A 20,183-nucleotide genomic window follows, 5' to 3' on the forward strand; every position below is an offset into this window, starting at 1 on the left:
TCAATTATTGTTTATTCCTATGAGAAAAAGAAGCTGCTCTCTATCTTTTAAAAGCTCATAGGTGGCAAGTAATGTACTGCCAGTTGTTAATATGTCATCGTACACTATAATTTTCTTTTCCTTTATCGGACGAAGAAGAAAAAAATCCGGATTCAATCTATCTTTAGTTAGGCACTGGATTGCATTCTCATAAAATGGTATTTTCACCGCCCCCGCAATTTTCGTACAGATAGAGGTTGAAAAATGAAAGCCCTCGTTATGTCTCCGTCGCGGTGTGGTGACTATACACCATCCTTCATATCCCCCTACTATGAAGCGGTGGAGAAACTCACACGCTCTCTCTGCAAAGAATGATGCAAGTTCCTCCGACTGTTTAATTTCTGAAAAGCTGGTACCAGTCTTGGAACGAGTGAACTGGGAGATGTAATAGATATCACCCTTTTTATGAAGTGATACCTTTTCTTTCAGATCACATAACCGTTCCTGATGAGACCAGCTCTTACATTTCACCGCTTCCGGCTTATCCCAGTCATCAATACGATATATCTTTCCTTTTCCTTTCATCAAAGATCTTCTTTACTCCGTCCTCGACAGATGTGTAAGACAAAGGTACTAAATAGATATCCCGGTTCACCGACTGCTCCAAATTGTCAAAATCCCGTTTTTCATTAATCAGCTCTATTTCAAGCGGTTTGTAGTATTTTACTAAAGAAGCAAAATACATAGTAGTCACAGGCTGGACGTTACAAATATTAATAAGTTGCCGGTTACAGCCCACCGCATAGATAAGTCCCTCGACAATATCATCTATGTAAGTGAAGCACCGGATATTCTGACCGCAGTTGTATAATGACACCCTTTCCTTATTAAGCAGGAACCAGAGAAGAGTTCTTTCGCGTGGGTTTGGTGAATATACATTATGCAGCCGGCACCCGGTCGCAGCCTTACAATAGATAGATGCATACTGTTCATCGAAATACTTGCTTATTCCATACATAGAAGTGGTATTCTCCGGATTAGCCGTTGACGAACTGGCATACACTAACTTTACATGATACTGGTTACATGCATCAGCTACTCGCATGAAAGTATCAATGTTATCTTTCCTGATTTGTTCCAGGTTTCCATTAAACACACTGGTTTGCGCTGCCAAATGGAACACACAATCAATCCCCCCATTCTTCAGGAGTTCACATACTTTTGTGGCTTCAGTACCAGACTTTCGGTCAAGTCCTATGACTTCAACACCTCTTTTTGCTAATTCTCGGCAAAGGGCTTTACCAATAAACCCTTCACTGCCGGTTACAATCATTTTTCTCATCATCACAAAAAAATAAGGGTGCATCTTGTTTAAAGACACACCCAAGTTCAACAAAAAGGCTGTTCCAAAATTAATTGAAACAGCCTATATACTTTACATGGCAAATATATTTCAGCCTACTTTTTAATTACTTCATTCGTTTGAGCATAAATAAATTGATAATACAAACATACTTAAACCCACCAAGGAAAACATCAATAACAGATTTCCATTACTAGCCTTAACTCTTTCAAGCTCTTCTCTAGTAGCATGCAATCCTGCATACGCTCTGTTTCTCTGCCTTTTCAAAATATCATCACTTTTTTTAAAATTGTTCATGTTGAATCAATTATTAAAATTAACAAATAGTAATGAAATCGCATTAATGCATCTCTATCATTCCCCGGGCATACTGAATGACGTTGCAAATATAACAACAAATTATCTATCAGCCAAATTATTCACATAGGAATTTATCTTTTTTTCAAAAAAAAATAAAAAAACTACTATAAATCAACTAGTTATATTCCATTCACTTTCCATAATTACATATCCACGTTTATTACACCTATGCAAATAAGTTGGGAAAGGAACCGTTGTATAATCTTCAACTGCTATCTCTATACTTCCACTCAGAACATTCCATTTCTACTTATTTAATACTAAGATAATCCCAAAAAGAAAGTCTACCTTTTACATTCTCAATAGGACTTTCAAAAAGTATTGGATTAGCTAATACCCAGTTATAAATAGGATTTTCATAATAGCCTTTACTATCATCGGATTTCTCTGCCCATTTAGAAGGATGATTGATAGAGCATCCAATTATTTCTACACTTCCAATGATAGCAGAATTGACAATGCCCTCTGCGCATATTATTTTTCGTTGAAACTCAACAGGCAGACTATCCCATTGAGCCTTTGTAAATACACTATTGGGATTTCTCATTTCTACAGGTTTTCCACTTGCATGGATTAACACCCTATGCCCGATGTATTTCTCAGGACACGCCCAAGTACGATTTTCGATATCCTTGATACCATGAACTATCAAAAAAGCCCATGGTTGTTTTATTGTTATTGCTTTCATATATTATTTTTTATTATTTACTTTGCATGTCCAAATTCTTATGATATATGGAATATATAAATAACGACCTATTTATTAAACTGCTAGGAGTCTTTATTTCATTTTTTGGAGTAATTGTTCCATTGTATAAATTTATTACAGAAAAGAATTTAAGTCAAAGAGATTTAAGATTCAAAACTTACCATCAATTAATAAAACAACTAGTTGAACCTGAAGACGGTAAAGATCATATCATGCTAGATAGACAAATTGCAACATGTTTTGAACTGAGAAATTTTCCTGAATATTTTGAAATAACCAAAAGAATACTTAGCGATTTAAAAGTAAAGTGGGAGCAAGACCCACGAAATAAACGTATTACCTCGGAAATAGATCACACGATTAAATACATAGAAACATATAACAAAGGCTATTTATTTATATTTCAAATATTAGGACTAAAAATTATAAATAAGCAAATAGCCAGTCGTAAAATGTATTCTTTTACCCAACGGTAAAACACCAATAAATAGAGAACTGCCCTCGTCACTTCATATTCCAAGGCAGGGGCAACTTCATTGAAAGGAGAATTATAATATATTTATTCGCTAAATTTCGGTATCGGCATCCAATGGGTTATGGCTAATCTTCCTTCATTGACGTTTGCTCCAGTTTCCCATTCACCAAGAGTTGAAAGAAAACAAATAAGATATCCATACGCTCCTTTGGTTAGAACTATAGTGTTAACTTCCGGCAAACCATCTTTTATGCTAATCCAAGGGGATTGTTTTGCCTGCCATTCTGCACCGGATTTGAAAGCACATTCGCGCATATCCTTAGCATCACAGCTATCATACATCGGAGAAGGATAACCTTCTTCTTTTTGACATTCAAGAGCATATTTTTCTGCTGCTTTTTCTATTTGCTTCATAATCATCATTGTTATAAATCACTTTTTTATTACAACTGCCATAGTGCTAACAGTTGTTCCACTTTCCTTGAATTCACCGGCTCCAATTTCAAAAACTTCTCCATGAACTTCTTCCAACCATTCCCGGAACTCAACACATTTCTTTTCAGACGCAAATTTCCAATGCTGACTGGTAATAGCTGCAAGAATTCCACTTTCTTCCAAGCGTTCATACATAAGTCTTACATGGTCAATATCCTGATTACCGGAAAATGGAGGATTAGCAATAATTTTAGTGTAATGTCCTACACTGTCTTTCGTAAAATCTTCATCAAGCAATATTACGTTATCAAGTGTATGAAGGAACTCCCTGTTTTCCGGCATCAGTTCATAGCATTCAACTGTTACTGACGGGCACGACCGATGAATCGCTTTTATCAGAGCACCACGTCCGGCACTTGGTTCAAGTACGGTATCTGTTTCGTGAATTCCACCGGCAAGCATTACCAGCCAGTCTGCAATATCAGCAGGTGTTTCAAAGAACTGAAAATCTTTTTGCAAATCGCATCGCTTACCTTCTTTCAAGATGGAGAACACACGTTCCGGATTAAAAGGAAATGTGAATCCCTGTATCTTACCTCCCTGCCATGAGCCGCCAGCTTCTTCTATCCATTTCTTTGCTTCAACGTAGGATTTCTTATTGAATTGTACTTTCGGAAGTTTAAGAACACTATCCTCAAGAGTACAATGTTTCAGTATTTCTTCCACATTCCATTTCTTACCTTCATCAGCCTGTTTCTTCTTTTCATCAACCGGAGCGTCCGGCGCTAACAGTGAGGATATTTTCGTAATAACCATATTACTCGCATCCATAAAAGTATTAACACAGGAAAGCGCTTCCATAAGAAATTCAGTATCAACATATCCGGCAGCGTCATAAACATCTATGCCTTCAGTCATATCCGACAATTCATTGAGCTGGGCTACACTACCACGTAACGTTTTTATTAAAGTCTCTTTGTTGTTCATCATAACTTTTTTGTAAATAAATTCTTGTTGTATCTACACTACCATGACCAAGAAGGTCTGCTAATTGAATTACATCTTTGGTTTTCTTCAGGAACATTTTAGCAAAGAAGTGCCGGAAGGCGTGAGCGTGCATTTTTTTCGAATCGATACCACAATGTTTACCCCATACTTTCAGATGCTGTGAAAGACCTCTTTGAGTCAACGGCCCGAATCTCCCGACAGCAAGAGTACCGGACTTGCCTGTCTCCTTTATATAGTCCTTCACTTCCCTCTGCAATTGCTTTTGGAAAAAGAAACGCCGATACTTGTTCCCTTTCCCTTTCAAAACAACTTCGCCGGCCGCTATATCCTCCCACGTGAATTGCTGAAACTCCGAGAGCCGAGCTCCTGTAGTACCCAATACCTTAATGAAGAAATAGTAATCCTTGTTGAGTTTTGTTTTCAGATACTCCAGTAACCTATTATATTCCTCTTCTGTCGGCACATTGTTTACATCCAACTTGCGTTTCATTCTAGGTCGTTTCAGTTCAATAGGTTTCTTCACCCATTTGGAGAACTTCTCAATGGCTGTAATACGTAATCGAATGGTAGCTGGAGAAAGTTTTTCCTCTTCAAGGCTTTTTATAAATCGTCTGCAATTATCCATATTTAGTTCATTGGCGTATTCAAAATATTTTCTCAACGAGGTATAATAGACATCAATTGTGTGAGAGGAATAATCATTGTTATCAGTCAACCATATTATAAAATCATTAAGCAGTTTCTTATTCTTCTCTGAAATAACCTCAAGTTTCTCCAAAGGCTTTACAGCCTTTTCCCGTCGGCCATATCCGATTTTAAGATAAGACAATAAATCACAAACAGCCTCACACATAAACGAATGGCGCACCATAGCATCAGCATTTTTATGTTTATATTTATAATAACCACGACGATTGATTTCTTCGGAATTTTCAAGAAAATCAGTCACATATTTGATGTATTTCCCGATGCTATCATAGCTCCTACCCGTCGTATACAGGTAGGATATGTAATCTACCAATATTTGTTTTCGTTTATCATCCATTTTTTTGTTATGAGAGTTAATACTTCTTCCCGTGCATCTTTTCACGGAGTTCGTTATACTTCATTTTCTGCTCGATGTGCCAAAGCAGGTCTACATCTAAGTGCTTGGCAAGCCCGAAAATAGATAGTATCATATCATTCACGGCTGTAGAAAAATCAAATATTCCGTCATATCTAACGGGAAGTGTAGAGATGAAATAGATTGATTCGGTAAAAGTTTCGCCTTTACAGGCTTCTGCCATATCTTCAATACAGTCATCAATATCTCCGTTGGCAGGGCTTATTCCTCGAAGTCCTGCAAGATCAAGCAAGCGGATAACAGCATCAGCTAATTCTTCTTCGATTGAACCTTTAATGGTTTCGTTATATGCAACTTCGTAACCGCGCTCTTTGGGAATGTCAGAATCCAATCCTTGACAAATGCGGCTGTTAGCAATCTTCTTATTATACCGATCAACATTAGCACGCCTTCCTTTTCTATCTGCTTCCACAGCTTCCATCAGTTCAGAAATCACAAGGCAAAGAAAATGATTGTTACTTAGCTCTTGATCGTGAAACCCATGTTCACAAGCTGTTTTATATGCTTTGTCTCTTAATTCATTTAAATTCATTTTACTCATCCTTGTAATGCTTAAATATATCTATCCAATTCCTTTTCTAATAATTCTCCATCTATTTCAGGAAACAGCCTCAGAACTAAATCCAAAGATTTGCAATAATTGTTACTGTATTCTTCAGTATCCATTAATCGAAGTACCATAGAACAAAAGATACTTTTTGTGTCTTTTAATTCGCCTTTCATCAGCAATTTTGACAGTTCGATAATTTGACTAGTAGGATTATGAAAACTTCCGTTTATATATTGAAAAATTAGTCTTCCTTCAAATTGGCATATTTCACAATCTAGTTCACAATCAATGTACTCTATTTTACCATTTATGAATTCACAATAAACACATTCACTATTAGAAGCAAATAAAATTGCAAAATCATAGATATCATCACTATTACCTACAATTATTGAAGTAGATTCAAGAGTTTCCGAAACACCATTATTCCACTTTGCATCTTCAATAAGTTCCCTCACATATTCTTGAACTCTTGTGATGTTCTGCTCTATTAAATCTTTTTTACTCATAATTTCAATTCAATTAAGTTCGATTATTTTTTTGCAATATTCTCCCAAAAAACAGCACCTTCAGGAGTATTATAAAAAGGGAATGAAATAGCTAGAAACCGATGAAAGCAGCAATCAACATCTAACAAATTGTTCATCCGTTCTTCATTTGTCATTGAGAAGTCAGGACACTCAATATTAAATGTCTCATTTGCTCTTTCTGTATTATATTTCCATTGATTGAAAATACCTAGTCTTTCTAATTTTTCTATTTTTTCATTCCTCTTCATATTGATTGACTTTTAATGCTTTACATCTATAAAGGTAATCGTTATTGACAAGTTTAGCAAACAGAATCTTCGCCATTTTAACGCCATTTTACTCGGTCTTTTTCTTCAACAAATCAAATATTATCCTCTCACCCTCTTTTAAACCATCAAGATAGCCTTTTGCATGTTCACCGGCATTATACACTATAAAAGAGAGGATCAACAAAAACAGCCCGAGCGAACGATGCCAGTATGGAAGTTGGACTGTGAACGGCTTGATTGTTATAGAAAAGTGTCCTACATATAGCAGGAACACAAACAAAATCACACATGAAATAATTGTTGTTTTCATATTAATCTGTAAATAAATTAAGTTGAGTTGTAAACTCGGGTTTATAAATTCTAAATTTACGGTTAAAGAAAGTCTCAAAGGCTGTTACAATTTCAGAGATGGTATTATCAGCAATTCCTAATAATTTATCATCGGCAACTATAAGAGATAAAGCCTTGTCAAGAGTCATTTACTTCTCAATAAACAGGGAATACACCAAATATCTACGGGTATATTCCCCAGCCTTGAGTGACTCAACTTCTTCAGGAGTGGCCTTTCTCTTGTACAATACTTTATACCAATGTGTTTCAGCAGTACGAGCACGCTTTTGTCTCGGTAACAAGTCATAAAACACGGCAATTTCATTCTTTTGGATACACTTATGTTTTTTACGAACACCATACATCACATAAGGAGTGTTCCAATCAGGATGAGTCTTTCGATATTCAAGCTCCAGCTCTCGATCAATAAGATCTTGCTCAAAGTCTTGTTTCATTAACCATTCCTCGAACCAGGCAGCAAGTGCTTCTTCTCGATCATAATAATCTTTTCCATTTATACATAAGGGAATCATAATAACTATTTTCGTTGCATTTCACGTTTAAATCTTTCCTCTAAATCAAAAATGGTTTCTCCACTATTACGCCTATAAGGCCTATCAGTGTTTAGCTGAAGCTCTTTCAGCTTTTTCCAATACCATGGAAGGTATAAATACATATTCTTCAACTCCTTCAAGTTCTTATTTCCACAACACCAGCAACTCACACGATCAAGCAGTTCATATAGCCTTACTCCATCCTCATGCCAAACAAAGCCTTTTGTGTAACAGTACTGGAGTGCATCTGCTTCTGTAACACCCCAGTCACGAAGTGGTAAAATCCGATTAGGCCGATTTTCTTTTTCAAAGCGATGCGTCTCATCGGCAGCAATACCGACATAATCAATCCCGTCTTTTGTGTGAGCTTTCAATGCACGAAGTTTTTCACTCGTTCCCCACCGACATGTTCCCCCACACCAACTATATCCTTTTTTATGGATAATATTGGTCCCTCTTTTCTTAACCGGTCTTTCAAACATTGTCCAAAGAAAAGGTTGCTCCGGATGCAGTTCTGTATATTTAATGCCAAGTTTTTTAAGAATTGGAAGAACAGCATCACGAGTGTTATAGATTGCCTGAAATTCCATACCAGTATCATAGAAAACGACTTCATCCAACTGATATCCTTTTTCTATTAGCATGAAAAGCATTGCTAAGGAATCCTTTCCAAAACTGACTGAAGCATAATATTTCATACAAAAAAATTAATAGACAAGTTCCTTTTTCTTCTTTGCCCTCTCATTATTAATCTGTGACATACACATACGGCACCAGGAAGTCAACAAATGATATTCCTTACCTTTTCTCACCACTATACGATTGTAGAACCGGTTCAAATAAAAGTAATTTCCGCAATGGGTACATCTTTTCATTTCACGTCCTGAATCATCTATAATCCGATTACGTGGCTTACGACGAATAAGAGTACAACTTTTACACTTCTCATCAGTTTCACGGTGCCGCCGGCAATGTGATAAGGATTTTGCTCCACATTTAGCAAACACCTTACAATCTCTACGAGGTATTGATTGATACACATTCATGGCTTCCTCGCATTCAAGAATTTATTTACTACACGAGAAAGTACATCCTCATTCTCCGGCATCAGCCATTCTTTTGCAACGTTCCAAGCAATACTCATAGTCGGATTGAAGTTATCCTTCCTGACAGTGTGATGAGACAAACGTCCTTCAGTGGGCTTCAAATCCTTATCGTGTAAGATACACAGTCCATTCTCGAAAAAAGCACAAGACTCCTTGCCAGCAACGGGCTGAATCATCGGAATAGCAATATTAATAACCCCTAGGAATATGCCAGCAGCCCAGTTTGTCAGTGCTAACCTGTCGGCATAACCAGCATCAATTATTCGTTCAATATCATCAGGAGTACCTAAACATGGCGTATGACATTGTTGTTTACAAACACTGCATGAGCATTGTACAGGTACACGACCTGAAGCCCTCATTACCCTTTGTAATGAGGTTTCTTTTGATAATTCTCTCATAGTAAATTATTTGAGATACTACAGATTATTAAACATCGCCCCACAGCTTTACTGCAAGGTCATAATTCTTTTGAGCTTCGTTTACATCTTTCTTAGCATAAGTTAAAGTGTAAGAGTGCATACGTGGATACTTCCCAGATTTGACACCTGCATGATACTCCTTTGCGACTTCTAATTTATGCTCATAGAAATCTATGCTTTCAGGCATTGACAAATTTATGGTATTAGCTCTCTTATCCCAATATTCTGCTTTACTTTCGTGTTCTGCTGCTTTTTCGTCAAACTGAACACTTTTACCCATATTGTTCCAAGCATCGTCTATCGCTTTTCTATGTCGCTTTTCGCTATGATGTCCTACTTTTATAGGTTCACCAAGGGAAAGAAAATCTTTATCTTTGTTGGACTTATTATAGTATTCATTACTTCTCTGTACAGCAGATGCAGCCCATTTCCTACGACGTTCCGCTCGTCGCTTCGCCCATTCTTGAGCATTAAAGCCGTCAGCTCTAACAATGGAGTAATAGTAAAATCCATCTTTCTCGAAGATTAGATTAAATACTATACTTTCGTTCTCCTTACCGTACTTGGTAGTAACCTCAATAGTTTCACCTTTTTCATGCTTCTCATCACACTTTGCCAAAAATACATTTGGCGCAAATTTGTAATACGTGTTCATTTTCTTAATTAAATTGGTTTGACTTATATGAAAAATGAGAAACCACAGCTACTTAGCCGTGGTTTCATCATTAAATAACTTTGGTTGACTGGGTTGAACCAAATCATCGAATAAACCAGGAACACGAGGTTGTAACGCCTTGTATTCTTCCCGAAAGAATTCTTCTTTGGTTCTCCCATGTTTTTTACCCTTTCGTGTATGTACATCGAAAGTATAGTCTGGAATAGGAATAGGATAACGCCTGACATCATTTATCCACTTTTCTATATCAATATCCTTTCTATCATAAATGAAGTTTTGCAAATGATCCGCATCACGATTCTTTCTACATTCACAAAGGAGAATAACAGCTTTACTGACAAATATCCTCCCTTTGGGTTCAGTAGCAGTCTTGTTTACCAGCTCATGCCCCTGCCACAATGCTTCTATCTCTTTAGTAATGATTCCATAGCAATCTTCAGCACTAATGGTAAACAGACGCTTCCACACATAGTCGCGGTACCCACTCGCCCAAAGTTCCAATGCAAAAAAGCCGGCTACCCCGGTGTCGGCTCGCCTAATGGCTTTCTGCATTGCAGAACTCACCTCAAAGAAATCATATCTGCAAACTGTTCTTATAATCATAATTCTAATTTAATGGTTTGACTTTTAATTGATTACATCAGTAAAGTTAGCTAAAAAAGACGAATATGGCAAACAGAATGGGCACCATTTAAACGCCTTTTTTACAGACTATTAGAATTTGAATTTGCACGATATATTATACTGAACAAGCTGCTTTGTTTTGTCTTTCCCATTAGTGGTTGCACTCTTTAGTAAAATACTATCACCAAAATTCTTTTTGATAAAGAGGATAGATTTACGTTCCTCTTCCTGATTCCTTATAGAAGCAAGCCCGCCAGCATTTACAAAAGTGTTCTTTTGCTCAAAATTATACCGCAAATCGGTTAAAACCTTACGCTCTTTGTACTTCATGTAACAAGAAATCCAAAAATCTTCCTTCAAACGTATTTCCTCATTCCACCAAGTGTTTTTGTTATAGATTACTCCATAACTGCAACCGGTTATCATTTTCGAAAGAGAAAGAAAAGCGGATTCATCATACATTACCGGCGATATCCGAGCGGTGAAGCCAAACAGATGTACATCCATCATACTGGCCATCTCAAATAATGACTGAATGATATTAGTAATCTTATCTTTATCCTTTATCCGGCTAGGTTCTCCTTTTTCCACATAAATAGGTTTGCAGGCATGGACATCATCATCAAGCATGAAAAGTTCTCCAAAATGCTTTGCCATCCAGTTACGTTTCGGGATGAGGCCTATAACGTCGTCAGGATGAGTAACAATTTCACATTCCGGGTTAAATTGCTGATATAAGTCAGCTTGACTTTCAGCAACGCAAATGATAGGATCGTTCACCAACTTTTTAGCGAACACCCGGTCATGGCGTTTATGACTTGGTATTACTATCTTGCAGGGCATGGCGAACGTCTTTTATATCAATTACATTGGATTTACTTATTTTCCCGGTTTTGTACGACTTCATGTGCTGCATGTCCAGCCTTTCACGAAGCCAGTTGCTATCTACCTCATTACTTGAGGTGATGATAAACAACTCATGTTTTTCGTCATACTTTGGAATGAGAGGATAAATGGCTGTATCATCCGTGATGGCATCGAAGCGCTCTTTAAATTCATCCTCTTTCTTCTCCGGGGCAAATTCGATGCCCCAGTCTTGGAGTTCCGCCTTATTCCACTCGTTTTCCATAACGTCCAAATCATTCTCACCAAAATTGACATTATCTTTAGTGGCATATTCCCTCAACTTTTTAACGGGGGTATCAGGTGCCAGAATTTTACAAGGCAGTTCTTTATAACCTAACTCCTTGCAAGCTCGCAAACGTAAATTACCACAAACAACAATATATCTGCCATCATTGTAGGGAAAAACTATAAGTTCTCGAAGCTCAAGCATCTCTGGCGAATCCTGAATGCTTTTCTTCATCGCTTCAAAGCGGTAATCACGAAAAAAACGTGGATTTTTCGGCAATCCCGTGAGCTGCCCCTTATTAAAATCAAGTAGGCAGACTTGAATAATCTCTGTCATAACTAACTATATTAAAATCAACAACACAAAATCAACAACACAAACAGTCAGTAACAACACCTAATCATTTTTTCTATCATCGAACTCTATCTTATCTTTGATAAGCTGTTCAATGTCCTCACAACCAAATCTTTTTAAATAGGCAACAAGGTAAATTATCATCTCGGCTGCCAATTCTTCATCTTCCGAATATTTAGGAAGATTATCACTCCTATATTTAGAAGCAATATCGAATTTTCTCCAAACGGCTTCAATTCTTATACTAAACGCTTTTCTTGAGCTATGCTCATTCATCTTAAAGCGCTTCCTCATGATATTCAAGCATCTCTGGGCAAACCTATTCAATGTTATCATATCGATCGGGTTAAATTGTTAGACTATGAATAATCTCACACGATTCTATTAGGTTGGTCTCTGATGCGAAACCAATGAACATATTCTTTACCTATCAGCATACTAATTATTTATTTTGAGGGTCTGTTGTATCCAAATACTTCCTGTATTCCAATTCTGTTTTGGCAAGATTGATTACGGTATTAACCCCTTGGAAAACTTGTTTTGCTTGGCTCACTTTACTAGGATCTTCTTTCACATCCTTAATTTGTTGAAGAACCAAATCCCTCAAATCGTTCAAAATAGTAGGATTCACAGTTGACACCTTATTCAACCGTTCATTCGCTAACACGACAACTGTATTTGTTATTGGCCGGAAACGGTTCAACTTGGAAGCCAAATCAAACATACTAAACACTAACACTTTGCCATTATTCAAGTATATCTCAACTTCGGTACCATCATCACCGGTACCGTCACAGTAATTGAGAATTACAACTTCCTCATTCTGATAAAGGAATGGTTTATTAACCATTTCTTTCAATCTATCTATTGCTCCATCAGTCATGATTCATTCTTTTTTGTTGCTTTATTAATTTGTCTATTCAAAGCTCCTTTTAGCTTGATTAGGTACTGAACATCTTCCGGATATCGGGCATACAAAGAATTCTCTTTTTTTAATTGTTCAGAACGACTGATCATGTAAAGGTTCTCAATGGAAACGTTTTGCCTATTGCCATCCTTAAACTGAATATTATAACCAGGGGGGATTTCTCCATTATGCTCAATCCATACAAGCCGATGTTTAAGTTCAAAGACATTCGGTTCAGCAGTTTTCACTTCAATGTAACCGTCACGAGTTATGCGTTCATAACCGACTGGTTTATGATTTTTGGGGATATGTCCTTTCTTAAATCGAGTAGCTTTCGTTTTTGCTAATTGTTCATCTGACATATATTCCGTTTGCTTACGTCCCTTATTCATCGGTTGGTGTCCTTTGGGAAAGAACCCTTTTGAAGAATGTTCAAATAAGAACTTTGCCGACTTTCTCAATTTAAGTTTGAAAGCCATACCGGAAACTGCACTTTCAGTTGAGCCAAGCATCGAAGCTATTTCAAGATTTGTATGATTAGGATAAAGAACTATCAATTTTTGTCTTCTCTCCGGACTCCAAACCCTCACGTCCGGAGAACGTTTCAGTTTACGAATCAAAGCTTTGGATTTAACAGCTTCAAGTGTTTTACCAAGACGCCCGGCAAGTTCTTTTAAATCAGCAGTCGGGTACTCACTGTCAAGTATAGTAAGTTGCTCGTCAGTCCATGTTTTCATAAGTGCATCAATAAAGAGAGGAAACCGCTAGGCTTCCTCTGTGTTATCGTTATTTAGCTCTTTCAGTCTTTCTTTGAGCTTCTTTTCTTTCTTATCATATGAATCCGCAAGTTTCTTAGAGAGCGCCTTGAAATCATCCGGATATTGTTCTGCAAAAAGGATTTTCTGACACTTTTGCAAATAGGAGTAGAAATTCACATTATTCGATGATAAGCATTCAGCAATAAAGGCTCTATACCATTGGTGTCGGTCAGCTTGGTTGTTCTTGACATAATTTACAAAATCACTCTCACCATTCCATTTTTTCAAATTCAGTTTTTCAAGATAAGTACTGCTACAACCGCTAAGAACCAGCACATCAAAAACAAGTTGTTCATTTTCAGAGAATTCTTTTGTTCTCTGATAATATGTTTTCTCTTGCGCCCACTTGCGCATTTCTTCAGCAGACTTCTCCTTGACTATATCCTTCGCTCTTTTTAATTGGGCGTTTATTTTTTCCCTTTCTATCTCTTTTAGATCGGCAACGGCGGAAGTAGAGGAAGCCGTTTCTTTTCTAACATAATAGAAACTAACGTTAAATTCGGGAGAATAATGTCCAAAAAATGAAAGACAACGATAAACTTCTCCATCTTCAAGCATTTTCAAAGTGCGTTCATCATCTTCTGAATACCAGCACTTACATCTAAAGATTTCATCAGGATCAACTATTTCAAATCCAAGTTGTTTAACAGCTTCCAAAGTTTTTTCATAGAAAACCTTTCTATCTTCTCCCCAATATGTATCGGGACGTCTAGCGATAATTATTGTTTTTCCAAATGAAAGAGGTTCGCCAACTTTAACAAGATGTTCATATTCTAGTTGAATTTTCCGCGTCACATAAGCAATCTGTTTTTTCTCATAGCAAGCAGCATTGATACATCTAGCATCCTTACTATTCATTTCATAGAACAAACAACCATGATTACACGTATTATTCTCACATTGAGAACATGATTTAATATCAGTATTTTCCCAATTATCGGAATCATCTTTAATCCAAGGTGCGTTACCAAGCTCCATGAAAGAATTACTCACAAATTCTCGAATCATAGCAGTAGTACATTGTTCTTCCTCCTCCTCATGAAACTCTTTTTGAGTATCTTCATCCAATTTAGAAAGAATCATAGCACCGGACAATGGTATATCTCCATTTCTTACCCGCTCTTTTAGTTCAGGAATAAGAGAATTCAATTTAATACGGTCAAAAACAAACCGGGTAGACTTTCCTATTTTAAGAGCGATATCTTCCAAAGTTCGTCCTTTTTCAGCCAACTGCGCAAAGGCAAAAGCTTCTTCGATGGGATCAACATCTTTTCTTTGAAGATTCTCGGTAATCATCGCTTCAAAAGCCTCATCATCTGTCATTTCTCTGACAATGCAGGATATTGTCTGAAATTTTTCCGACTTTTTTCGATGGGCTTTGATTTTTGCAACATTCGCTTCATCTTCCTTTGTTTTCAAAAGTGACACAGCCCGAAAACGACGCTCACCGCAAACAATTTCATACGAACAGGGAATTGTCGTAACACCGCCAGTCTCTAAGTCAGTAAAATCTTCGGATTTGGCTACCCTGACGGTGATAGGCTGCAATAAGCCTTGCTTTTCAATGTTGCTTGCGAGCTCTTCAAGAGCTGCTTCATCAAAAGTCTTTCTCGGATTCAAAGGAGAAGGACTAATAAGGTCAATTCTAATGTTTTGTACTTCCATAATTTAATTATATTGGTTTGACTTTTAATTCATTACATCAGTAAAGTTATCGTAAAATGACAAGTTATGCAAACAGAAACTTCGCCATTTTAACGCCATTTTCATGTGGGCTTATTACGTATTTGAATAAATCCTCTTCTTTCAGTTTCCCGAAGAAGTTCCATATCTTCTTCTCGTATTTCAGCAGGCGTTTCACCGTTCACACTTCGATACGTTCCAATACCGAAACGCTCTCTGATACGAGCAATTTTATCCGAATCTTTAGTAACCCAGTAAATTGTAACTTTCATAGTAGCTATATTCTACGACTCTCGCCACACAGGGGGAGAACATTAAACGTTTTAAAACGATCCACTAATCTTGGCCCAAAACGTTTCTTAAATTCGGCTATGCCAAGATTCGATGTTATATGATACTTCTTGCCGTATTGCTGAAAAATCTCATACCGGGCATAAAGAAATTCATCAATAACCGAATCGAGACTGGTACCATACGATTTTTGATTTTCCGTTTCCAAACCGATATCATTCAAGCAGATATTAAAGGGATTTGGTTTAAATCCTTTGGATTGATTCTCATTGTAAGTGTACAAGTCAATATGCCCATGAATTTTATAATAATTCATCATTTGAGTAACAGACAAGTTTTCAAAAGCATTGGGGTTACAAGTAAGTTTCAAATAATCTGCAAAAATCTGCATCAACATTGTTTTCCCGGTGCCAGGTTCACCAACAAGCAAAAGATTCTTATGAACCTTGTAATTCTCTTCCGGAAACACATTTTGAGCATACCGACATCCGTTGAAATAGTACAGAAGAAACTGAATTAGTTTAGAGTTGTTATCATCAACATCAAATTTTCTAAACTCCCGTTCCGTATAATCCGTACCAAGGTTAGAAATTAAATTCCAATGGCTGTAATACTCTTGCGTATCAGTTAAGTCATATTCAGAAACGTTCTGAATACTTTCTTTGTGCCTTTGTATCAGGTTCTCTATCTGTTGGAGCGTCAGCTTGCGCTTGCCAGCTTCCTTCTCCATCAAATTTTGAAGCTTGCTTGATAGATTCTTTTCCTCTTCCGTCATGGTCTAATTCATTTTTTCGATTTTCACGTATGCGATCCAGTATCCAAAGGTTTGCTTTGGAATCCCACCGTTCAATTTTCACTCCATTAGCATTCTTCCACCCTATCGAGTCAAAGTGATTGAAGAATATTTCTGCTTGCTCTTGCCAATCATCTAACCGTTCCGGAGCATTTTGCTTTATGAAGTGTTGAATAACCTCATCAAGCGTAGGAGCTATAAATTCTTTTGCGACTCTTTTAGGTTTCTCCGGTTTAGAGGGTGGGAAAAGCTCGCCAGAGCTACTTTCTTTCTTACCCCCTTTAGGGGGTTCTTTCTTTGTCTTTGTCTCTGTCTTATATTCTTCTTTAGGGGGTATGGGGGAGCTTTCTTGAAAAGGTGCACCTAAAGGATACCCTAAAGGTGTACCTAAAGGATGCCGTAAAGGTGGTATATTTTGCATACCTTTTTGTACACCTTTTATAGAATACGTTGATTTATTGCCTCTTCCATTGCCTTGTTTACATTCAATAAGACCTGCTTGAACTAATCTATTTCGGGCGGACTTGAATACTTTTACAGACACTCCCACGTCAGATGACACCTTTGTATCACTACGTGTCCAGTTATCCTCCCAGCCTAAACGATTCGCAATTTTTAGCAAGTAAAAATAAAGCCTCGTTTCACAGCAGGAAAATTGCCAGCTTTCGTCAAGTTCCCAAAACCTATTGATAAGTTCAATATAAGTCATATCAATTTATAATAATTCCGTAAGACATTGTTTATATAAGGTTGAGGGTCAGCTTTCAAATAACCGCAAACGCTATTAATGAACTCAATCAACCCATGACAAACAACATATACACTACCATATTTCTCTACTAATGCCTGCCACTCTTTTTGCCCATCAGACTGCGTTCCGGCACGTTTACCTTTTACACGTGGAGTTTTCATCTCTATACAAAGACTGCTCTTACCACCGCGAGGAAAAAGCAGAATCAAGTCAGCAACACCAGCGATGGCACCTTCATATTTACGCATAGCACCGCTTTTCTTTGTCCTGACGCCGCCGTTTGGTATAGCAAAGAGTAAAGGGCCGACATTGGGAAACGTTTCTCTGAACCAAGTTACACAAATGTGTTGTATCTTGGTTTCAGAATATTTCACCTCCAATTTACGAATATCTTCTTCAGTCATTTTTCTGCTTGTTTTTTGAAATCGTAGCACATTCATTTAGAAGGTCAACGATTTGTTTACACCTGTTCCTGCAACCGACAAAGGATATTATGGTTTCCCATTCAGGACCGAACAACATTTCTTTCTTGTATTCCTGAATATGAGTTCTCTGTCCATTTATAACTAATCTAAATGGCTTCATAATTTATCCCTAAACAAGTCCATTGCAAGATTCACCATATTCTCTTCTACTTGGTCATCCGTTCCGGTTACACCGTTAGCAATGTTCTTCTTTGTTTGAATCACATCATACATATACTTGTCAATAGTATCCTTACCTAAGAAGTAATAGCAGTTAACGTTGTTCTTCTGCCCGTTACGGTGTGCCCGATCTTCTGCCTGTTCACAATCACTGAATGTCCATGGAAATTCAATAAATGCTACTCGACTGGCAGCCGTCAAAGTAAGCCCGGTACCACCCGATTTGAAATTCAGAATAATCAGTTTACAATCCGGATTATTTTGGAAAGAGTCAACGGCATATTGCTTTTGGTTGACATTATCGGAACCCGTTACAGTAACAGCTTTAGGAAATTCCTTTTTCAGTTCTGCTACAACTTCTTTCAAGTAACCGAAAAGTATCAGCTTCTCACCACCGTCAATAACATCATGGACAAATTCACAAACAGCCTTGATTTTACCTCTGGCAGATATCTGCTTTAAAAGTTGCATCTGCACCATGACGGCACCATTCATTGATTTCTGCACCTGCTCATCCGAAGCGTTCTTGTATTTCTTCAAGTATTTTACCATATCAGCCTCGGCAGCTTTGTATTCTTTGGTGGTAGTGATATCAACTGTCAAGTATTGACGAGTCTTGTCCGGAAGTTGTGTTAGTACTTTCGACTTCTCACGACGGAAGAAACAAGTATTCCATAACCGCCAATTCAGTTCCTTAACGTTGGATGCCTGTTTAGGACCATCACAATATCTTTCAACATACCGGCTATAACCTCCAAAGTCCTCTAATCGACCTAATATTTTCAATTGTTGTATCAAGTCTGTATTATTGTTGACAACAGGAGTACCGGTCAATGCGAATACATATCGTTTTCCTTTGCAGATACCTTCTACAAACTTTCCTTGCTGCGTCTTACTTGATTTACATTTATGAGATTCGTCAATGATAACAGACCTGAACAAAGAGACACGCTGATCGAAAGCAATACTTTTCATTGTGAACTTAGATTCCTTATTTACAGACCTCACAAAAAACTTATTCAGTGATTCATAATTCGTAATGAATACCTCACAAAGTGGGCTGCCATCAGACTTCTTACACTCATAAAAAGATTGCCAGGACTGGCGGTTTCTGTCATCAAGTATAATGGCGTTAATCCCTGCGAATTTCTTGAATTCACGTTGCCAGTTGACTTTCAATGCAGCAGGGCAAATTACAAGTACTGGAAAAGATTCACCGTATATAGGCGCTTCTCTATGTGCTTTAACAACTGCACATATAGCTTGCAACGTTTTACCTAACCCGGGCTGGTCACCAAAAAAACAGCGTTTGTGCTCTATTGCATACTGTACTCCCTCAAGTTGATACTCGTAAGGTTGAAGTAACATATAGTGTTCACCGACAAAAGGTTTCATCGGAGGAATATCATAATTTATATCTTCAGTAACCTCACGTTCCTTGACAGTAGAACAATAACGCATCTGAACAGCCCACTGCGAAAAAGCTCTCACATACCAATTGGCATCACGTCCAACAGGATAACGCGCATCATTGATACTAACAAGCCACGCCCGGTCTGTTCCGTCGTAGCGTGGCTTACTTGGTATCATCTTTATGACCTCGACCAACTTTGGATGATACTCGAACTGAATCCGGTACAGATTGGGCGTCTTAGTCACATAGATTGGTTTCATGAAGCAGGCTCTAATACTAATTCTTGATGTTCAACAGTTGAGCGTATCTCATTATCATCACCATCCTCATTCATTACATCAGCAGCTTCATCTGTCTTCTCAAACGGGTCATCACCATCTTTAAACTCGAATTCTCTTTGAATCTCTGAACATTTATTCTCTGTAACATATTGTTCAGCCTCATACAAAAAATTGTAAACCGCATCACGAAACTCCTCACAATGCGCATACGATTCATTGTCCGGGTCGAAACCAATACCAGGAGAACAAAGATTAAGGACTTTGCTCGTCATAAGGGTTCGCTTACCTGTCAACACACAGACTTCAAAGGAAGAGTCACCACCAATGCTGACACCAGTGACATTGAATTTTTTGAAAAACTCATCTTCAAGACATGACTCCGGACGTTCCCAGTTAATGTACTGGGATTCTTTCTGCTCTGTAATATCTACCATGTAAGGTACGAGCTTGTTTAGCGAATCCTTCAAATCCGGATGAACAGGATTAATCCCCTTGAAAACGATATCGTTTCCCTCCTTGTCTGCATAGACCACTTCAAGACATCCCTTTTTGGTCAATTTTGCTTTTGAAATATTCAAATCCATTTTAATTAAACTTTTAGT

The 20,183-nt window shown here is 37.6% G+C and carries 29 protein-coding genes; 1 reads left to right on the top strand and 28 read right to left on the bottom strand.

Features of this window, described 5'->3' with window-relative positions:
* From AAHJ11_RS01420 to AAHJ11_RS01430, 3 genes are all read right to left on the bottom strand, one after another.
* Positions 1–564, bottom strand: a complete 564-nt coding sequence (locus AAHJ11_RS01420; protein ID WP_413578957.1) for a hypothetical protein — start codon at positions 562–564, stop codon at positions 1–3.
* Complete coding sequence (locus AAHJ11_RS01425) at positions 533–1,324, bottom strand: NAD-dependent epimerase/dehydratase family protein (protein ID WP_413579265.1); 792 nt, start codon at positions 1,322–1,324, stop codon at positions 533–535. The genes AAHJ11_RS01420 and AAHJ11_RS01425 overlap by 32 nt, the downstream gene beginning before the upstream one ends.
* Positions 1,325–1,952: 628 nt before the next feature.
* Positions 1,953–2,390 carry an ASCH domain-containing protein gene (locus tag AAHJ11_RS01430; RefSeq protein ID WP_413578958.1) on the bottom strand — a complete coding sequence of 146 codons (438 nt, stop codon included), beginning with the start codon at positions 2,388–2,390 and terminating at the stop codon, positions 1,953–1,955.
* 47 nt (positions 2,391–2,437) lie between these two features.
* Here AAHJ11_RS01430 and AAHJ11_RS01435 point away from each other — a divergent pair, with 47 nt between their 5' ends.
* A complete protein-coding gene (locus AAHJ11_RS01435) occupies positions 2,438–2,887 on the top strand; it encodes a hypothetical protein (protein ID WP_342989469.1) in 450 nt (149 codons plus the stop codon).
* A gap of 83 nt (positions 2,888–2,970) precedes the next feature.
* Here the strand turns inward: AAHJ11_RS01435 and AAHJ11_RS01440 are convergent, their stop codons facing one another.
* The 25 genes from AAHJ11_RS01440 to AAHJ11_RS01560 form a co-directional block, all read right to left on the bottom strand.
* On the bottom strand, positions 2,971–3,300 hold the full coding sequence (locus AAHJ11_RS01440; RefSeq protein ID WP_413578959.1) for a DUF551 domain-containing protein: 330 nt from the start codon (positions 3,298–3,300) through the stop codon (positions 2,971–2,973).
* An 18-nt stretch (positions 3,301–3,318) separates the two neighbouring features.
* The gene (locus tag AAHJ11_RS01445) at positions 3,319–4,311 is read right to left on the bottom strand and encodes an SAM-dependent DNA methyltransferase (RefSeq protein WP_413578960.1); all 993 of its coding nucleotides are present in this window, start codon (positions 4,309–4,311) and stop codon (positions 3,319–3,321) included.
* Positions 4,268–5,374 carry a tyrosine-type recombinase/integrase gene (locus AAHJ11_RS01450; protein WP_004311542.1) on the bottom strand — a complete coding sequence of 369 codons (1,107 nt, stop codon included), beginning with the start codon at positions 5,372–5,374 and terminating at the stop codon, positions 4,268–4,270. Before AAHJ11_RS01450 ends, AAHJ11_RS01445 begins: the two co-directional genes overlap by 44 nt.
* A gap of 16 nt (positions 5,375–5,390) precedes the next feature.
* Positions 5,391–5,993 (bottom strand): hypothetical protein, encoded by a 603-nt coding sequence (locus tag AAHJ11_RS01455; RefSeq protein WP_117512288.1) that lies wholly within the window; start codon positions 5,991–5,993, stop codon positions 5,391–5,393.
* Between the two features lie 11 nt (positions 5,994–6,004).
* Positions 6,005–6,511, bottom strand: coding sequence for a hypothetical protein (locus AAHJ11_RS01460; protein ID WP_117512287.1), 507 nt, complete (start codon positions 6,509–6,511; stop codon positions 6,005–6,007).
* A gap of 23 nt (positions 6,512–6,534) precedes the next feature.
* Positions 6,535–6,780, bottom strand: coding sequence for a hypothetical protein (locus AAHJ11_RS01465; protein ID WP_008765965.1), 246 nt, complete (start codon positions 6,778–6,780; stop codon positions 6,535–6,537).
* 88 nt (positions 6,781–6,868) lie between these two features.
* Positions 6,869–7,111, bottom strand: a complete 243-nt coding sequence (locus tag AAHJ11_RS01470; protein ID WP_149964706.1) for a hypothetical protein — start codon at positions 7,109–7,111, stop codon at positions 6,869–6,871.
* A gap of 169 nt (positions 7,112–7,280) precedes the next feature.
* The gene (locus tag AAHJ11_RS01475) at positions 7,281–7,664 is read right to left on the bottom strand and encodes a hypothetical protein (RefSeq protein ID WP_413578961.1); all 384 of its coding nucleotides are present in this window, start codon (positions 7,662–7,664) and stop codon (positions 7,281–7,283) included.
* A gap of 5 nt (positions 7,665–7,669) precedes the next feature.
* Positions 7,670–8,383 (bottom strand): phosphoadenosine phosphosulfate reductase family protein, encoded by a 714-nt coding sequence (locus AAHJ11_RS01480; RefSeq protein WP_413578962.1) that lies wholly within the window; start codon positions 8,381–8,383, stop codon positions 7,670–7,672.
* Between the two features lie 9 nt (positions 8,384–8,392).
* On the bottom strand, positions 8,393–8,731 hold the full coding sequence (locus AAHJ11_RS01485) for a hypothetical protein (protein WP_413578963.1): 339 nt from the start codon (positions 8,729–8,731) through the stop codon (positions 8,393–8,395).
* Entirely contained in the window at positions 8,728–9,192 is a 465-nt protein-coding gene (locus AAHJ11_RS01490; protein WP_413578964.1) for a hypothetical protein, read from the bottom strand. The genes AAHJ11_RS01485 and AAHJ11_RS01490 overlap by 4 nt, the downstream gene beginning before the upstream one ends.
* A gap of 28 nt (positions 9,193–9,220) precedes the next feature.
* The gene (locus tag AAHJ11_RS01495; protein ID WP_008765970.1) at positions 9,221–9,868 is read right to left on the bottom strand and encodes a DUF3560 domain-containing protein; all 648 of its coding nucleotides are present in this window, start codon (positions 9,866–9,868) and stop codon (positions 9,221–9,223) included.
* Positions 9,869–9,916: 48 nt separating this feature from the next.
* A complete protein-coding gene (locus AAHJ11_RS01500; protein ID WP_413578965.1) occupies positions 9,917–10,492 on the bottom strand; it encodes a hypothetical protein in 576 nt (191 codons plus the stop codon).
* A gap of 111 nt (positions 10,493–10,603) precedes the next feature.
* On the bottom strand, positions 10,604–11,356 hold the full coding sequence (locus AAHJ11_RS01505) for a hypothetical protein (RefSeq protein WP_195663717.1): 753 nt from the start codon (positions 11,354–11,356) through the stop codon (positions 10,604–10,606).
* Complete coding sequence (locus AAHJ11_RS01510; protein WP_004311535.1) at positions 11,325–11,981, bottom strand: ParB N-terminal domain-containing protein; 657 nt, start codon at positions 11,979–11,981, stop codon at positions 11,325–11,327. The genes AAHJ11_RS01505 and AAHJ11_RS01510 overlap by 32 nt, the downstream gene beginning before the upstream one ends.
* Positions 11,982–12,041: 60 nt before the next feature.
* Positions 12,042–12,335 carry a hypothetical protein gene (locus tag AAHJ11_RS01515; protein ID WP_004318818.1) on the bottom strand — a complete coding sequence of 98 codons (294 nt, stop codon included), beginning with the start codon at positions 12,333–12,335 and terminating at the stop codon, positions 12,042–12,044.
* A 106-nt stretch (positions 12,336–12,441) separates the two neighbouring features.
* Positions 12,442–12,882, bottom strand: coding sequence for a hypothetical protein (locus AAHJ11_RS01520; protein ID WP_413578966.1), 441 nt, complete (start codon positions 12,880–12,882; stop codon positions 12,442–12,444).
* Positions 12,879–13,643 carry an HNH endonuclease signature motif containing protein gene (locus AAHJ11_RS01525; RefSeq protein WP_413578968.1) on the bottom strand — a complete coding sequence of 255 codons (765 nt, stop codon included), beginning with the start codon at positions 13,641–13,643 and terminating at the stop codon, positions 12,879–12,881. Before AAHJ11_RS01525 ends, AAHJ11_RS01520 begins: the two co-directional genes overlap by 4 nt.
* A gap of 27 nt (positions 13,644–13,670) precedes the next feature.
* A complete protein-coding gene (locus tag AAHJ11_RS01530) occupies positions 13,671–15,389 on the bottom strand; it encodes a ParB/RepB/Spo0J family partition protein (protein WP_413578969.1) in 1,719 nt (572 codons plus the stop codon).
* 101 nt (positions 15,390–15,490) lie between these two features.
* Positions 15,491–15,679: a hypothetical protein gene (locus tag AAHJ11_RS01535; protein WP_008775937.1), complete on the bottom strand. Its 189-nt coding sequence runs from the start codon at positions 15,677–15,679 to the stop codon at positions 15,491–15,493.
* A gap of 5 nt (positions 15,680–15,684) precedes the next feature.
* A complete protein-coding gene (locus AAHJ11_RS01540; protein ID WP_009039409.1) occupies positions 15,685–16,428 on the bottom strand; it encodes an AAA family ATPase in 744 nt (247 codons plus the stop codon).
* Complete coding sequence (locus tag AAHJ11_RS01545; RefSeq protein WP_413578970.1) at positions 16,337–17,200, bottom strand: hypothetical protein; 864 nt, start codon at positions 17,198–17,200, stop codon at positions 16,337–16,339. The genes AAHJ11_RS01540 and AAHJ11_RS01545 overlap by 92 nt, the downstream gene beginning before the upstream one ends.
* Positions 17,197–17,646, bottom strand: coding sequence for a VRR-NUC domain-containing protein (locus AAHJ11_RS01550; RefSeq protein ID WP_217929605.1), 450 nt, complete (start codon positions 17,644–17,646; stop codon positions 17,197–17,199). The genes AAHJ11_RS01545 and AAHJ11_RS01550 overlap by 4 nt, the downstream gene beginning before the upstream one ends.
* Positions 17,647–17,823: 177 nt before the next feature.
* A complete protein-coding gene (locus AAHJ11_RS01555) occupies positions 17,824–19,560 on the bottom strand; it encodes a DEAD/DEAH box helicase (protein WP_258973921.1) in 1,737 nt (578 codons plus the stop codon).
* On the bottom strand, positions 19,557–20,165 hold the full coding sequence (locus AAHJ11_RS01560) for a hypothetical protein (RefSeq protein ID WP_413578971.1): 609 nt from the start codon (positions 20,163–20,165) through the stop codon (positions 19,557–19,559). The genes AAHJ11_RS01555 and AAHJ11_RS01560 overlap by 4 nt, the downstream gene beginning before the upstream one ends.
* Positions 20,166–20,183: the final 18 nt, after the last annotated feature.

This window comes from Bacteroides sp. 90-K9/2 (assembly GCF_047310725.1).
Classification (GTDB): domain Bacteria; phylum Bacteroidota; class Bacteroidia; order Bacteroidales; family Bacteroidaceae; genus Bacteroides; species Bacteroides vicugnae.